Origin of the sequence: Streptomyces sp. NPDC052701 (assembly GCF_040678355.1) — a bacterium.
Taxonomy (GTDB): Bacteria; Actinomycetota; Actinomycetes; order Streptomycetales; family Streptomycetaceae; genus Streptomyces.
In genome coordinates this window covers 98648-112691 of the sequence record NZ_JBFATO010000015.1, presented here as the reverse complement: position 1 = coordinate 112691, position 14044 = coordinate 98648, and the positions used below count along the sequence as shown (strand labels likewise).

12 protein-coding genes are annotated in these 14044 nt (G+C 74.0%); 2 read left to right on the top strand and 10 right to left on the bottom strand.

Going from position 1 to position 14044, the window contains the following annotated elements:
* Positions 1–89: 89 nt before the first annotated feature.
* The 7 genes from cobT to AB0L29_RS19130 all read right to left on the bottom strand — a co-directional run bounded on the left by cobT (position 90) and on the right by AB0L29_RS19130 (position 10404).
* Entirely contained in the window at positions 90–4121 is a 4032-nt protein-coding gene (gene cobT / locus AB0L29_RS19160; RefSeq protein ID WP_365828586.1) for a nicotinate-nucleotide--dimethylbenzimidazole phosphoribosyltransferase, read from the bottom strand.
* A 368-nt stretch (positions 4122–4489) separates the two neighbouring features.
* The gene (cbiE, locus tag AB0L29_RS19155) at positions 4490–5701 is read right to left on the bottom strand and encodes a precorrin-6y C5,15-methyltransferase (decarboxylating) subunit CbiE (RefSeq protein WP_365828584.1); all 1212 of its coding nucleotides are present in this window, start codon (positions 5699–5701) and stop codon (positions 4490–4492) included.
* A gap of 198 nt (positions 5702–5899) precedes the next feature.
* A complete protein-coding gene (locus AB0L29_RS19150) occupies positions 5900–6532 on the bottom strand; it encodes a GNAT family N-acetyltransferase (protein ID WP_365828582.1) in 633 nt (210 codons plus the stop codon).
* Positions 6533–6682: 150 nt separating this feature from the next.
* A complete protein-coding gene (locus tag AB0L29_RS19145; protein WP_365828581.1) occupies positions 6683–7516 on the bottom strand; it encodes a MetQ/NlpA family ABC transporter substrate-binding protein in 834 nt (277 codons plus the stop codon).
* A 65-nt stretch (positions 7517–7581) separates the two neighbouring features.
* The gene (locus AB0L29_RS19140) at positions 7582–8319 is read right to left on the bottom strand and encodes a methionine ABC transporter permease (protein WP_365828579.1); all 738 of its coding nucleotides are present in this window, start codon (positions 8317–8319) and stop codon (positions 7582–7584) included.
* Positions 8316–9353 carry an ATP-binding cassette domain-containing protein gene (locus tag AB0L29_RS19135; protein ID WP_365828577.1) on the bottom strand — a complete coding sequence of 346 codons (1038 nt, stop codon included), beginning with the start codon at positions 9351–9353 and terminating at the stop codon, positions 8316–8318. Before AB0L29_RS19135 ends, AB0L29_RS19140 begins: the two co-directional genes overlap by 4 nt.
* 400 nt (positions 9354–9753) lie before the next feature.
* Positions 9754–10404, bottom strand: a complete 651-nt coding sequence (locus tag AB0L29_RS19130) for an HAD-IA family hydrolase (RefSeq protein WP_365828575.1) — start codon at positions 10402–10404, stop codon at positions 9754–9756.
* An 84-nt stretch (positions 10405–10488) separates the two neighbouring features.
* Between AB0L29_RS19130 and AB0L29_RS19125 the strand changes: the two genes are divergently transcribed.
* Complete coding sequence (locus AB0L29_RS19125; RefSeq protein WP_365828573.1) at positions 10489–10848, top strand: hypothetical protein; 360 nt, start codon at positions 10489–10491, stop codon at positions 10846–10848.
* The gene (locus AB0L29_RS19120; RefSeq protein ID WP_365828571.1) at positions 10829–11266 is read left to right on the top strand and encodes a hypothetical protein; all 438 of its coding nucleotides are present in this window, start codon (positions 10829–10831) and stop codon (positions 11264–11266) included. Before AB0L29_RS19125 ends, AB0L29_RS19120 begins: the two co-directional genes overlap by 20 nt.
* Positions 11267–11318: 52 nt before the next feature.
* Here AB0L29_RS19120 and AB0L29_RS19115 read toward each other — a convergent pair whose 3' ends face one another.
* From AB0L29_RS19115 to AB0L29_RS19105, 3 genes are all read right to left on the bottom strand, one after another.
* The gene (locus AB0L29_RS19115; protein WP_365828569.1) at positions 11319–11816 is read right to left on the bottom strand and encodes a GNAT family N-acetyltransferase; all 498 of its coding nucleotides are present in this window, start codon (positions 11814–11816) and stop codon (positions 11319–11321) included.
* A 57-nt stretch (positions 11817–11873) separates the two neighbouring features.
* Positions 11874–12368 carry a sigma-70 family RNA polymerase sigma factor gene (locus AB0L29_RS19110; protein WP_365828567.1) on the bottom strand — a complete coding sequence of 165 codons (495 nt, stop codon included), beginning with the start codon at positions 12366–12368 and terminating at the stop codon, positions 11874–11876.
* A 74-nt stretch (positions 12369–12442) separates the two neighbouring features.
* Positions 12443–13606, bottom strand: coding sequence for a glycerophosphodiester phosphodiesterase (locus tag AB0L29_RS19105; protein ID WP_365828565.1), 1164 nt, complete (start codon positions 13604–13606; stop codon positions 12443–12445).
* Positions 13607–14044 lie beyond the last annotated feature (438 nt).

Sequence of the window (14044 nt, the reverse complement as noted above, 5' to 3'; positions counted from 1 at the left end):
GGCCCTGACGTGCGGATTTTAGACGTGGGTTCAGTGTGTGGCGGGGGCGGGGCGGGGTGGGGCGCGGTCCGCCCCACCCCGGCCGGGCGCTACTTCTCGGTGACGCCCGCCGAGTCGAACGTCGCCACCTCGTGCATCGCCCTCGCCGTGCTCTGCACCAGCGGCAGGGCGAGCAGGGCGCCTGTGCCCTCGCCCAGGCGCAGGTCCAGGTCGACGAGCGGGCGCAGGCCGAGCTTGTTCAGCGCGGCCACATGGCCGGGTTCGGCACTGCGGTGGCCCGCGATGCAGGCCGCCAGGACCTCGGGGGCGATCGCGCGGGCCACCAGGGCCGCGGCGCCGGCGCTGACGCCGTCCAGGATCACCGGCGTGCGCAGGGAGGCGCCGCCGAGGAGCAGGCCGACCATGGCGGCGTGCTCGAAGCCGCCCACCGCGGCGAGGACGCCGATGGGGTCGGCCGGGTCCGGCCGGTGCAGCTCGATCGCGCGGCGGACGACCTCCGTCTTGCGGGCGAGGGTCTCGTCGTTGATGCCGGTGCCCCGGCCCGTCACCTCGGCCGGATCGGCGCTGGTGAAGACCGAGATGAGAGCGGCCGACGCGGTGGTGTTGGCGATGCCCATCTCCCCGGTGAGCAGCGCCCTGTTGCCGGCCGCCACCAGGTCGCGGGCCGTCTCGATGCCGATCTCGATGGCCTTCCTGGCCTCCTCGCGGGTCATCGCCGGGCCGGCGGTCATGTCGGACGTGCCGGCGCGGATCTTGCGCGGCAGCAGGCCCGGGGTGGCCGGGAGGTCGGCGGCGACGCCCACGTCGACCACGCAGACCTCGGCACCCACCTGGGTGGCGAACGCGTTGCAGACCGCTCCCCCGCCGAGGAAGTTGGCCACCATCTGGCCGGTGACCTCCTGCGGCCAGGGGGTGACGCCCTGGGCGTGCACGCCGTGGTCGCCGGCGAAGATCGCGACGGCGGCGGGCTCCGGGATGGGCGGCGGGCACTGGCGGGACAGGCCGGACAGCTGCGCGGAGATGATCTCCAGCATGCCGAGCGCCCCGGCCGGTTTCGTCATGCGCTTCTGCCGCTCCCAGGCCTCGCCGAGCGCCTTGGCGTCCAGCGGCCGGATCTGTGCGACGGTCTCGGCGAGCAGGTCGTGGGGTTCCTCTCCGGGCAGGGCGCGACGGCCGTACGTCTCCTCGTGCACGACCCAGGACAGCGGGCGGCGCTTGGACCAGCCCGCCTGCATCAGCTCGGGCTCGTCCGGGAACTCGTCGACGTACCCGACGCACAGGTAGGCGATGACCTCCAGGTGCTCGGGCAGGCCGAGGACGCGGACCATCTCGCGCTCGTCGAAGAAGCTGACCCAGCCGACGCCCAGGCCCTCGGCGCGGGCGGCGAGCCAGAGGTTCTCCACGGCGAGGGCGGCGGAGTACGGCGCCATCTGGGGCTGGGTGTGGCGGCCGAGGGTGTGGCGGCCGCCGCGGGTCGGGTCGGCGGTGACGACGATGTTCACCGGGGTGTCGAGGATGGCCTCGATCTTCAGTTCCTTGAACTGCTTCGCCCGGCCCTTGGGCAGGGACTTCGCGTACGCCTCGCGCTGGCGCACGGCCAGTTCGTGCATCGCGCGCCGGGTGTCGGCGGAGCGGATGACGACGAAGTCCCAGGGCTGCGAGTGGCCGACGGAGGGCGCGGTGTGGGCCGCCTCCAGGACGCGCAGCAGCACCTCGTGCGGGATCGGGTCGTTGCGGAAGCCGTTGCGGATGTCGCGGCGCTCGCGCATGACCTTCAGGACGGCCTCGCGCTCGGCGTCGTCGTAGGGGGGCGCGGCCGGGCCGGTGGACTGCCGTGCTTCTGCCACTGCGGCCGTGCTCTCCTCTCCCTGGTGTTCGGGGTGTTCGGGGTGTTCGGGGTCTTCCTGGTCGGCGGCCCGGGTGTCCAGGTCCTCCGCGTTCTGCACGGGCTCGGGGTCCGGCCCGGTCTGCGCGCCGCGGGGCGCGGGAACCCCGGCGGCGGGCTCCGGCGCCTGCCGGGCCTGCGCGGGGAGGGCCGCCGCCTGCGGCGGGGCCGGCGCGAGGTGCGGGGCGGCCGGTACCGGGCCCTCGACCGGGACGAACCGGCCGACGGGCTGCTCCGGCCGGTCCGCCGTCGCCGGGAAGCCGTCGTCGGCGGACCGGGCGGGGGCGGTCGCCGCTCCGTCCGGGACGGGAGCGGCCGGGGTCCCGTCCGCGACCGGTGCCCCGGCCTCCAGGGGGGCCGGCTGTACGGGAAGGGACGCCTGGACGTCCGGGGCGGGCTGGAGCGCGTGGGCCTGCTGCGGGCCCTGCACGGGCTGCGCGGCACGGCCGGGCTCCGGGGTGTGCGGCGGCTGCACCTCGGGGACGGACTGCTCGCCCTGCTCCTGCGCGGCCGGCTCGGGGCCCGTCTGCGCGGGGGACGGTCCGGGCGCTGCGGCGGGGACGGCCTCGGTGGGAGCCGGGGCGGCCTCGGCGGGGGCCGGGGCGGCCTCGGCGGGGGCCGGGACGGCCTCGGCGGGGGCCGGGGCGGCCTCGGCGGGCTGCGGGACCCGGGCCGCGTCCGCGGCAGCCGGAGCAGCAGCCGTGAAGGGGGCTGCCTCGGTTGCCTCGGCCGCCTGGGGGACCGCCGTCGGCTGGGGTGCGGGCACGGGCGCCGTGGGTTCGGGCGTTGTGGGTTCGGGCGTCGTGGGTTCGGGGTCCGTCGCCACCGCCGTCGGGTCGGGCGCGGGGGCGGCCGCCTCGGGGATCACCTGCTCGGTGGGGGCCGGCTCGTCGACGGCCGTCCCGGGGGCGACCGTCCCGTGAACGTGCGGGACGGCGTCGGCAGCCGCCGCGTCCGGAGCCTGGGCGGCGGCTCCGGGATCGCTCGCCCCGGGAGCGACGCCCTCGGGAGCGACGCCCTCAGGGGCGATGTCTTCCGGGCCGCTCGCGTCCGGAGCCTGGGCGGCGGCCTGCGGCCCGTCGACGACGGGGGCGGGCCCGGCCGGTCCGGGCACCTCGCCGCCCTCGGCCGCCGAGGGCGGTTCGGCACCCGGCGCGCCGTCGGACGCCTGGGCGTCCTCGGGGGCGGCGGCCGCCTCCGGCGCTTCGGCGGCCCCGGGGGCCTGTCCGGCGTCCGGGACCGGCGTCCCGGAGACCGGGTGCGGGGCCCGGCCGGAAACGTCCGCGAGTTCCTGTCCGGCCTCGTCGGCCGGCAGGTCCGCGGCGCCCGGCGCGGCCGCCTCCGGGGAGCCCTCCGCAAAGCCGTGCCCGGCGTCATCGGCGGGAACACCGTCGGCTCCCTGCCCGGCGTTCGCCGCGTAGGGAACCTCGGCGCCGGGCGCCTGCCCGGCCTGGGGGTCGTACGCCTGTCCGGCGGGCAGGCCGGTGGCCTGCGTGCCGTGCGGCGGCTGCGCGGGGTGCGCGCCGTCCGCCGGCTGGGCGGCCGGCGCGTGCGGCACGGCGTGGCCGGCCTCCGCCGGCTGCCCGGCCTGGGCGGCGCCCGGCTCCGTCGCCGCGCCCGCTCCCGTGGCCACGCGCGCCACCAGCGCCTGCGCCGCGCCCGCCGGCTCCGCCGCCGGAACAACCGTTTCCGCAGGCGCCGCCCCGGCGCTCACCGGCGCCTGTGCCGCGGCCTGCGCGCCCCAGGGCGCCGCCCCCTGCGGGGGCACCTGCGCGGGCGCCGGCCGCGTCCCCGGGGCGTCGAGGTACTCGGGGCCGGCCGCCGGCGGCCCCGGCTGCCGTACCGGCGCGTCCGCGGGGCCGCGGTCGGCGAGGGAGCGGACCGGGCTGGCGGAGGTGTCGGGGATGGGCGGACCGAGGTGCAGCGGACGGCGCGGCGGGACCGGGGCCGGCGCGGGGTCGGGCAGGCGGACGCCGCCGAGGTCGACCGAGCCGCTGTCGCGGCCGGAGAGCTCGTGCGGGCCCGGCTCGTGCACGGCCTCGACGACCGGCTCGGGCGCGGGCGGGGCGACCTCGGTGCCCCAGGCCCCCTGGTGGCCCGGCAGCAGCAGGTCTTCGTCCTCGGCGGGGGATTCGGAGAGGTAGGTGTACGCGCCGGGTGCGGGGACGCCCGGCTGCTCCACCATGCCTGCGTTCTCCGGCAGCCCCTCGCCCGGGACCTGGCCGGTGTCGGTCATGCGTACCCCTCGCCCATCGGTTAGTGCTCCTACGAACAGCTCACCCGGAACGGCGCACCGACCGCCCCGCAGTGAAGAACGAGCTTGCGTCCTCAGCGGCACGAACGGCCCGCCCCGAAAAGGCGACAAAGCCATTCACTGGCATTGTCGCGGCCGTACCGGCGTCGCGGCACCTTGATCCGCGACGCTTCCGCTGTGGACTGCGCCACGTTGCGCGTCCTCCGCTTCTGCCGTACCACACCCACCCCGAAACGGACGGGTTTTCCGGACATCGGCCGACGAACCGCCGGGTGCCCGCGTGGGGTGCAGCGATCGGCCAGCCTACCGCGCGCGGTACGACAAGCGGATCACGGGGACGGCTCGAAGGATCAAGGGCTGCGCTCGGGCAGCACCCCGCTGAGCAGGAACGCGACGCTCCGTTCTTTCTCCGTCCAGGCCCTGGTGTCGAGTTCGAGGGACTGCAGGAGGGTGCACTCGACGTGGTAGCCGTGTTCGCTCAGGTCGCGGCCGACGAGTTCGGCGGCGTCGCGGGTGGCGGCGTGGGTGACGATGCGCTGCGCCCGGCGGTCGGCGACCGCGGAGACCACGGCCGCTCCCCCGCCGCCGACGCGGACGACGTCCGGTTCGGGGAGGTTCTCCAGTACGTGCGGGGCGGTGCCGCGCACGACCTGGAGCTGGACGCCGAAGCGACGGGCGGTGGACTCGGTGCGGGCGCAGGCGTCCGGGTCGTGGTCGACGGCGATGACGGCGGCGCCCAGGCGCGCGGCCTCGGTGGCGAACGCGCCGCTGCCGCAGCCGATGTCCCACACCAGGTCGCCCGGGCGCGGCCCGAGCCGGGCGAGCTGGCAGGTGCGCAGCAGGCCGGTCTCGGCCTCGCCGAGGTCGCCGCCGTACGCCTCGGCCGGCAGCGACCAGCCGCGGGGTCCGGCGGCCGGGTCGCGTCCGGCGATCCAGTCGCCCGGCTCCCCCGCGCCGGCCGGGCCGCCGATGACGATGACGACGTTGGGGTCGCGCCAGGTGTGGTCGGCGGCCTTGTCGGAGGTGACGACGGAGACCTGTTCGCGCTCGGTGCCGAGTTCCTCGCAGATGACGAAGGTGCGGTGCACGCCCTCCAGGAGCAGGCCGAGTTCGGCGGGGCCGGCGCCGGGCGAGGTGAGGACCGCGACCTTGGGGTGGGCCCGGCACACGTTCACCGCGCGCCGCAGGGTGCGGGGGTGCGCGACGACCACCTGGGCGTCGTCCCAGGGCATGCCGGCCCGGGCGAAGGCGGCGGCGACGGAGGAGACGGCGGGGACGACCTCGACCTCCAGACCGAACTCCGGTGCGCGCAGGGTGCGTACGACGCCGAAGAAGCCGGGGTCGCCGTCGGCGAGCACGACCGCGGTGCCGCGGTGGGCGGCGATGCGGCGGGCGGCGAGGGCGACGCTGCCGAGGCGGATGCGCTCGGCGGCCGGGGGCACCTCGGGCAGCGCCAGGTGGTGGGCGGCGCCGGCCACCAGCGTGGCGGCGCCCAGAGCGGCACGTGCGGCTGCGGTCAGCGGCGAACCGTCCCAGCCGATCACCGTGACCCGGTCGGCCATCGTCGTCAGTCTCCAGGGTTCGCAGGTCGGTTCGGAGCGGGTGGTCCCGGCAGGTCCGGGCGGCAGGTCCGGACGCGGTCCTGCCGGCAGGCCGTCCCTGCGGGTCGGGGGGAGGGAGTCCGCGGGCGGGCTCCGTGAGGGTACCTGGTGGAGGCGGCGGGACGGACGGCGGTCCGTCGCCCGTGGGAGCGGTTCCCGTCAGTTCCAGTCGCCGAACGACGTGAAACCGCCGTTCAGCTGCTCGCCGACGCCCTCCAGGTCCTCCGGCAGCAGGCTCCAGACGATCAGGTCGGTGCGGATGTCGGTCCATTCGCCGCCGTCGGTTTTGGCCCGCGCTATCCAGGCGCCCCGCAGCACGCCCTCGCTGATGCAGCCGATCTTCTGGGCCACCTGCTGGGAGGCGGTGTTGTCGGCGGCGGTGCGCAGTTCCAGCCGTTCGAACTTCTGGTCGTGGAAGAGCCACTGGGCGGTCGCGAGGGCCGCCTCGCAGGCGTAGCCCTCACCGCGGGCCCAGGGCGCGACCACGTAGGAGATCTCGGTCGCGCGGACCCGCCAGTCGGTGTTCCGCAGGTGCACCACGCCGACCAGGCGCTGGGTGAGGAACTCGGCGACCGCGAAGACGATGCCGCGGCCCTCGGTGCGTTCGGCGGGGGCGAGTTCGGTGATCCAGGCGCGGGCGTCGGTCTCGGTGTAGGGGTGCGGCACGGAGGTCCAGGCGGTGACGAGTTCGTCGTTCATCATCTCGGTGAACGCCTCGGTGTCCGACTCGTCGAAGGGGCGCAGGACCAACCGCTCCGTGCTGATGGAGACGTTGGGGAAGGTGCCAGTCATGCGCCACTCCGTAAACCTTGGAATACCTTCGTACACCGTCAGGGCCTGCTGAACTGCCCAGCATGCAGCATGAAAGCACTGAACCGCACCACGGGGTCCGCTCCCGGTGAGGGAGCGGACCCCGTGGGCGGTGGCGTGCCGTGCGGGCGCTCAGAAGGAGGCGATCACGGAGCCGGCGTACTTGTCCTGGATGAACTTCTCGACCTCGGGCGAGGTGAGGAGCTTCGCGAGCTTCTTCACGCGCGGGTCGTCCTCGTTGCCCTCCTTGACCGCGAGGAAGTTGCCGTACGGGTTGTCCTTCGCGGACTCCAGGACCAGGGCGTCCTCGGCGGGCTTGAGGTCGGACTCGATGGCGTAGTTGCCGTTGATGACGGCGGCGTCCACGTCGTCGAGGGAGCGCGGGGTCTGGGCCGCCTCCAGCTCCTTGAACTTGAGCTTCCTGGGGTTCTCGGTGATGTCGGAGGGGGTCGCCTCGTTGCCGACGCCGTCCTTGAGGGTGATGATCCCGTTGGCGGCCAGCAGCTTGAGGGCGCGGGCCTCGTTGACGGTGTCGTTCGGGACGGCGATGGTCGCACCGCTCTTGAGGTCGTCGGCCTTCTTGACCTTGTGGGAGTACAGGCCGAGCGGCTCCAGGTGGACCGTGACGACGGGCACGATGTGGGTGCCGTTCTTCTTGTTGAAGTCGTCGAGGTACGGCTGGTTCTGGAAGTAGTTGGCGCCCACCGAGCCGTCCTCCGTCGCCGTGTTCGGCGTGACGTAGTCGGTGAACTCCTTGACCTCCAGGTCGAGGCCGGCCTTCTTCGCGAGGTTCTCCTTGACGTAGGTCAGGATCTCGGCGTGCGGGACCGGGCTCGCGGCGACGACCAGCGGACCGGAGGTGTCGGAGGAGGCGGAGTCCTTGTCGTCGGCGCCGCAGGCGGTGAGCCCGAGGGTGAGGGCTCCGGCGGCGAGGACGGCGGTGGTGATCTTGGCGGTGTTACGCACGAAAAGTGCCTTTCCTTATGGGTGGTGCGACCCCGTCCTGGGTGTACGGGGAGTCTCGGTGGGGGTCAGGCGACCTTGCTCACGTCGGCCGCGGCCGGCTCCTTGGCCTTCAGCAGGCGCAGCTTCGGCGCGGGGCCCGAGCGGCCGCCGCGGCGGTGCAGGGCGCGGGCCGCGTAGTCGCCGGCGAACTGGATGAGCGAGATGACGACGGCGAGGACGGCGACCGTGATCCACATCAGGCCGGTCTCGAAGCGCTGGTAGCCGTAGCGGACGGCGAGGTCGCCGAGTCCGCCGCCGCCGACGGTGCCGGCCATGGCGGAGTAGCCGATGAGCGCGATGACCGTGGTCGTGGTGCTGGCGATGAGCGACGGCAGCGCCTCGGGGACGAGGACCTTGCGGACGATCGTCCAGGTGTTGCCGCCCATGGCCTGCACGGCCTCGACGAGCCCGTGGTCCACTTCGCGGACGGCCGTCTCGACCAGGCGCGCGAAGAAGGGGATGCCGCCGATGGCGAGGGGCACGATCGCGGCCTCGCTGCCGATGGTGGTGCCGGTCACCCAGCGGGTGAAGTTCATCAGCGCGACCATGAGGATGATGAACGGCATCGAGCGGCCGATGTTCACCACCTGCCCGATGACCTTGTTCACCACGGTGTTCTGCAGCAGGCCGCCCCTGTCGGTGAGGACGAGCAGGATGCCCAGGGGGAGGCCGCCGAGGACGGCGATCAGGGTCGACCAGCCGACCATGACCAGCGTCTCCCGACACGCCTGTTCCAGCAGGGGCTGCATCTCGGACCAGGTCACTTGGCACCTTCCTTCACCAGCAGGGGCTGGTCCCGGTTCACGACGTCGATGTGCAGGCCCTGTTCGCGCAGGAAGCCGATGGGGACGACGTTGTCCTCGTAGCGGCCGGGCAGTTCGATGCGCATCCGGCCGACCTGGAGGCCGCCGACGGTGTCGATGGCGGCGCCGAGGATCGAGATGTCGATGTTGTAGGTGCGGGCGAGCCGGGAGACGACCGGCTGGGTGGCGCTCTCGCCCTGGAAGGTGATGTCGACGACGGTGCGGTCCGCGGCGGAGGCCTCGCCGCCGACCGGGAAGAGCGCCGCCGCCAGCTCGGAGCCGGGGGTCGCGAGGAGTTCGCCGACCGTGCCGGACTCGACGATGCGGCCCCGCTCCATGAGGGCGGCCGAGTCGCAGACCGACTTCACGACGTCCATCTCGTGCGTGATGAGCAGGACGGTGAGTCCGAGCTGCCGGTTCAGGTCGCGCAGCAGCTGCAGGATGGAGCGGGTGGTCTCCGGGTCGAGGGCGCTGGTGGCCTCGTCGGACAGCAGCACCTTGGGGTCGCCGGCGAGGGCGCGGGCGATGCCGACGCGCTGCTTCTGGCCGCCGGAGAGCTGGGCGGGGTAGGCCCTGGCCTTGTCGGCCAGGCCCACCAGGTCGAGCAGCTCCAGCGCCTTGCGGGAGCGTTCCTTCCCCGACTTGCCGAGGATCTCCAGCGGCAGTTCGACGTTGTCCTGCACGGTCCGGGAGGACAGCAGGTTGAAGTGCTGGAAGACCATGCCGATCCGGCTGCGCGCCTGCCGCAGTTCCCGGCCCGCGCGCGGTCCGCGGCCGGCCAGGGCGGTGAGGTCCCGCCCGTCGACGGTCACGGTGCCGGAGGTGGGGCGCTCCAGCAGGTTGACGCAGCGGATGAGCGAGGACTTGCCGGCACCGGACTGGCCGATGACGCCGTACACCTCGCCTTCGCGGACGTGCAGGTCGACGCCGTCCAGGGCGGTGACCTCGCGGCCGCGTGAGCGGTAGACCTTGGTGAGGCCCGATGTGGTGATCACGTGGTTTCCGTCACTGTCGAGTGCGCGGCACGTCGTGGGCGCCGGGCACGGGGCATTCAGGGTCGAAGGCAGCCGGGACGCGGCACGGTTCTCGCGGGCGCGGTGGAACCGTGGAGAACGTGCGCGCGGGGCGGCGGGCTCAGCCGCGCGTGCGGGGCACGCGGGCGGACGTGAGCGGGCTCTCGCTTCGGGGCGCGAGGCTCAGGCGGTGCAGGGGCCCTCTAGAAGGCGCACATTCGGCACATGGGACACATACAACGAGCACCGGGCGTCAGGGTCGCCTCGGTCGCAGGGGTGCGGTGGCTCGTCGTGGTCATGCGATCAGTAAAGCAGAGGTTCGCTCCCGGCCGGCCACCGCTGTCCGCATGGTGGACAGCGGTGGACAGCCGGCGGACCTGGGTCAGGCCCGCACGGAGATCTCGACTCCCCCGTCGGTGACCAGGACCGACAAGGCCGACAGGTCGGTCACCACCAGGTCGGCGTCGAGCTCGTCGGCCCGGTGGGTTGTGGCCAACGCCACGGTGGTCATGCCGGCGGCGCGGCCGGCCGCCAGGCCCGCCGGGGCGTCCTCGAAGACCACGCAGCGGGCCGGGTCGACGCCGAGCGTGCGGGCGGCCAGCAGGTAGGGCTCGGGGTCCGGCTTGCCGCGGGTGACGTCGTCGGCGGCGACGAGCGTCTTGGGCAGGATGCCGACGGCGTCGAGGCGTGCCTCGGCCAGCCGGCGGGTGGCGGAGGTGACCACGGCCCAGCGGTCGGCGGGCAGGGCGTCGAGGAGGGCCCGGGTCCCGGGCAGCAGGTGCACGCCCCCGTTGGGCACGTCCTCCACCTCCAGGTCCTCGATCCGCGCGACGGCCCGCGGCACGACGTCGGCGGGCAGCAGGTCGGCGGCTATCTCGGCGGCCGGCCGCCCGTGCAGCTCGACCCGCGCGAACTCCTCGGCCGTGATCCCGTACTCGCCGGCCCACCGCGCCCAGCAGCGGTCCACGGAGGCGAGGGAGGAGACGAGGGTTCCGTCGTTGTCGAAGAGCAGGGCATGTGCGTGGATCCTCATGCCCTCGACCCTACGGGGCCGCCGCACCGCGCCCGGCCGGGGTCGGCCGCATCGGGTCTTTTCGGCCGTAATAAGGTCGCTGCCATGCTTGATGCCCTGACGCTGGCGACCGGCGTCGCCGCGCTGCTCCTCGCCGCCTGGTGCGGCTGGGCCGCCCGTCGCGACCAGCCGACGAAGGACTGGCACTTCATCGGGATGGCCGTGGTCACGCTGCTGGCGCTGGTCCAGCTGGTGGTCGGGATCGTGCACCTGGCGCGGGGCGAGAAGCCGGAGCAGGGCACGACGATCTTCGTGGCGTACCTGCTGGGGGCGTTCGCGTGCGTCCCGGCGGCGGGTTTCATGTCGCTGGCGGAGCGCACCCGGTGGGGCTCGGTGACGGTCGCCGCCGGCGGTGTCGTGCTGGCCGTGCTCGAGGTGCGGCTCCATGACATCTGGGGAGGCTGAGGTGGCGGGCGCGCAGGAGAAGCAGGCGGGCGGGCGGCTCGTCGGCGGGCCCGGCATGCTGCTGGTCTGGCTGTACGGCGTGATGGTCGTGGGGGCGGTGTCGCGGTCGGCCTACCAGATCGCCACCGACTTCGGCCGCGCCCCGCTCGCCTATTCGCTCTCGGCGGTGGCCGGGCTGGTGTACGGCTTCATCACCTACTCGCTGGTGCGCGGCGGCGAGACCGCCCGCAGGGCGGCGCTGGTGTGCTGCGCCGCCGAGCTCGTGGGCGTGCTGGTCGTCGGGACGTGGACCGTGCTCGAGCCGTCGGCGTTCCCCGACGCGACCGTGTGGTCCGACTACGGGATGGGCTACCTCTTCATCCCGGTGCTGCTGCCCGTGTCGGCCCTGTACTGGCTCCGCAGGGCGCGCCCCGCGTAGCGGAACGCCGGGGCGCCTCGGGCCGTGGACCGCGCAGTGGAACGCCGGGGCCTCAGGCCGTGGCCGCGTAGGCCTCCGCCGGCTTCTCCAGGACGATCATCGGGATGCCGTCGGCGCCCTGGGAGGTGCCCACCGCCTCGTAGCCCACCCGGCGGTACAGCCGCAGGTTGCCCTCGCTGCGCCGGCCGGTGTGGAGGCGGAACCTGGTGGCGCCGCGCTCCTCGGCCAGGGCCTCCTCGGCCGCGCGCAGCAACCGCGCGCCGATGCCGTGGCCCTGGAGGCGGGGGTGGACGCAGAGCTTGCCGATGGAGGCGGCGCCGTCCTCGGTGATCCGGCCGCGCACCGAACCGACGACCTCGTCGCCGAGGCGTGCCACGAAGACGCAGTCCCGGGCGACCTCCTCGCGGACGCTGTCGAGGGTCTGCACGAGCGGGTCGATGCGGTAGTTGCCGTACAGCGCCGCCTCGCTCTGGAAGCACAGGTACTGCAGCCTGAAGATCTGCTCCGCGTCCTGCCCGGTCGCCGCAGAGATGGTCACGCTCATGCCCATGTGCGCATGCCTCCCGCTCACCTGATCGCCTGTCGTCCCCCACTCCTATCCCCGTCCTCAGCGGGCCGCAACCTCCGGTGTGAGCAACCGGCGCAGACATCCCAGACATCTGGAACGTTCCGGACCGAGACTGCCCTGTGAGATACCCAACTCCCTTGCGATTTCCCGATATGTCAGGTCTTGCGGGGAGAACAGCACCTCCATCAGGCGGGGGCAGCGGCCGGGCAGGCGCCGGACCGCGTCGCGCAGGGCGCGGTGGCCGGCGGCGGCGAGGGCGAGCCGTTCGGGGTCGGGGCCGCCGTCGTCCGCGGGCTCGGCGGAGCAGGGCCGTTCGAGACGGGCCGTACGGCGGGTGCGGCGCGCCTCGGAGCGGACGGCCCGGCGCAGCCAGCCCTGCGGGTCGGCCGGCGGGTCCTGGGTATCCAGGCGCTCCAGGAGGCGGAGCCAGACCGCCTGTTCCAGGTCGCCCGCCTCCACGCCCGAGGCGTACGCCTCGGCGGAGGCCTCGGCGGTGAGCAGGGGGCGCAGGGCGGCGACCAGGTCGTGCGTCATGTGCACAGCGACGCGGCCGCCCGGGCACGGGTTGCCCGGGCGGCCGAAGCTCACCCCGACCGGGGACGGAGGGCTCAGCCGTTGACGAAGTCCTCGCGGGCCAGCAGACCGGTGTCCGGGTGGTCGGTGAAGATGCCGTCGATGCCGGTCGCGAAGTAGGCCCGGTAGGCGCCGAAGACGTCACCGTAGGCGTCGGCGGCGGTGCCCTCGCGGAAGTCCGCGGGCAGGAAGGGGTTTTCGTTGCGCAGGGTGTAGGGGTGCAGGACCAGGCCCACCCGGTGGGCGTCGGCGACGAGGGTGGTGGGGCGGGTGAGGTTGCCGGCCGCGTCCCTCGGGATGACCAGGTCGAGGGTGGGGCCGATGCCCTGGGCGTAGGAGGCGATCTCCCTCAGGCCCTTCGGGGTGATCAGGTCGGCGACCGTGCGCGGGTCGCCGGTCTCGACGAAGTCCCAGGGGCGGGTGTCCGCGCCGGACAGCAGCACGACGAGCGGGTTGTCGACCAGTTCGTTCAGGCGCTGGACGGCGGTCGGTTCGAAGGACTGCAGGACGACCGGCGAGTTCCACCTGTCCTTGCGGTACTTGCGCAGCAGCTTGGCGACCCGCTGCTCCAGGTCCAGGCCCTGCTTGCGGAAGTAGGTCGGGTGCTTGAGCTCGGGGTAGATCCAGACCTGCCTGCCGCGCCTGCGGGTCTGCTCGTCCTGCCACTTCAGGACCTCCTCGAAGGTGGGGATGTCCCAGCGGCCGTCGTAGAGGGTGTTGCGGGGGCGGTTGGCGGGGATGCGCTCGACCGCCCGGAGCGTCTTGAGCTCGGCGAGCGTGAAGTCCTCGGTGAACCAGCCGGTGGTGGAGACGCCGTCGAGGAGCTTGGTCCTCCTGCGGTCGGCGAACTCGGGGTGGTCGGCGACGTCGGTGGTGCCGCCGATCTCCGGCTCGTGCCGGCAGACCAGGTGGCCGTCCTTGGTGGCGACCAGGTCGCCGGCCTCGACGATGTCCGCGCCCATGTCGAGGGCCAGCTGGTAGGAGCCGAAGGTGTGCTCCGGCCGGTAGCCGCTGGCCCCGCGGTGCGCGACGACCGTCGGCACGGGCAGGCTCTTCAGACCGCCGCCGCGCCGGGTGCCGGCGGCCGACGCCGTGCCGGTCAGCCCGAGGGCCGCCCCGCCCGTGCCGAGCACGGCCGCGCCGAGCAGTGCCCGTCGTCCGGTCCCGCGTGCCTGCTCGTTCGACTCCTGCGTCCCCATGGGCGTCCTCCTGCGTCGGCTCGGTCCTCTTCGCGCGGCTCGCGGGACGGGCCCCCGGTGACGTGACGGGCGCGCCCGGCCGGCCGCGCGCCGTCGGTGCGGGCCGATCGTAGGGGCGCGTCCATGACGGGTGGGAGACGTGCGGCGGAACACGCGGGTGACGCCGGATGTCGCACCGGGCGTACGGGGAGGGAGGGGTGACAATCCGTCGATTCCGCTCGATTCGACGGGGCCGTCCGGGGAACGCGTCCGGTGTGTCCCGGGCGATGTCCGTCACATCGTGGCGGCCGTGTAACGCGCCGTCGCCGACGCGCCACCGCAGGTGAACGTGCGTCAACGGCACGTAAGACCTCGGTGAATCCGGCCCGCCCGACGTGCGGGATCCCCCGGGCCGCGAGTAATGTCCTCACCTGCACAGACTCATACGGCATCCATCGA

Coding starts and splice junctions, on each gene's coding strand:
- cobT (WP_365828586.1), bottom strand. CDS start 4,121: ATGACCGACACCGGCCAGGTCCCGGGCGAGGGGCTGCCGGAGAACGCA.
- cbiE (WP_365828584.1), bottom strand. CDS start 5,701: ATGGCCGACCGGGTCACGGTGATCGGCTGGGACGGTTCGCCGCTGACC.
- AB0L29_RS19150 (WP_365828582.1), bottom strand. CDS start 6,532: ATGACTGGCACCTTCCCCAACGTCTCCATCAGCACGGAGCGGTTGGTC.
- AB0L29_RS19130 (WP_365828575.1), bottom strand. CDS start 10,404: ATGAGGATCCACGCACATGCCCTGCTCTTCGACAACGACGGAACCCTC.
- AB0L29_RS19125 (WP_365828573.1), top strand. CDS start 10,489: ATGCTTGATGCCCTGACGCTGGCGACCGGCGTCGCCGCGCTGCTCCTC.
- AB0L29_RS19120 (WP_365828571.1), top strand. CDS start 10,829: ATGACATCTGGGGAGGCTGAGGTGGCGGGCGCGCAGGAGAAGCAGGCG.
- AB0L29_RS19115 (WP_365828569.1), bottom strand. CDS start 11,816: ATGGGCATGAGCGTGACCATCTCTGCGGCGACCGGGCAGGACGCGGAG.
- AB0L29_RS19110 (WP_365828567.1), bottom strand. CDS start 12,368: ATGACGCACGACCTGGTCGCCGCCCTGCGCCCCCTGCTCACCGCCGAG.
- AB0L29_RS19105 (WP_365828565.1), bottom strand. CDS start 13,606: ATGGGGACGCAGGAGTCGAACGAGCAGGCACGCGGGACCGGACGACGG.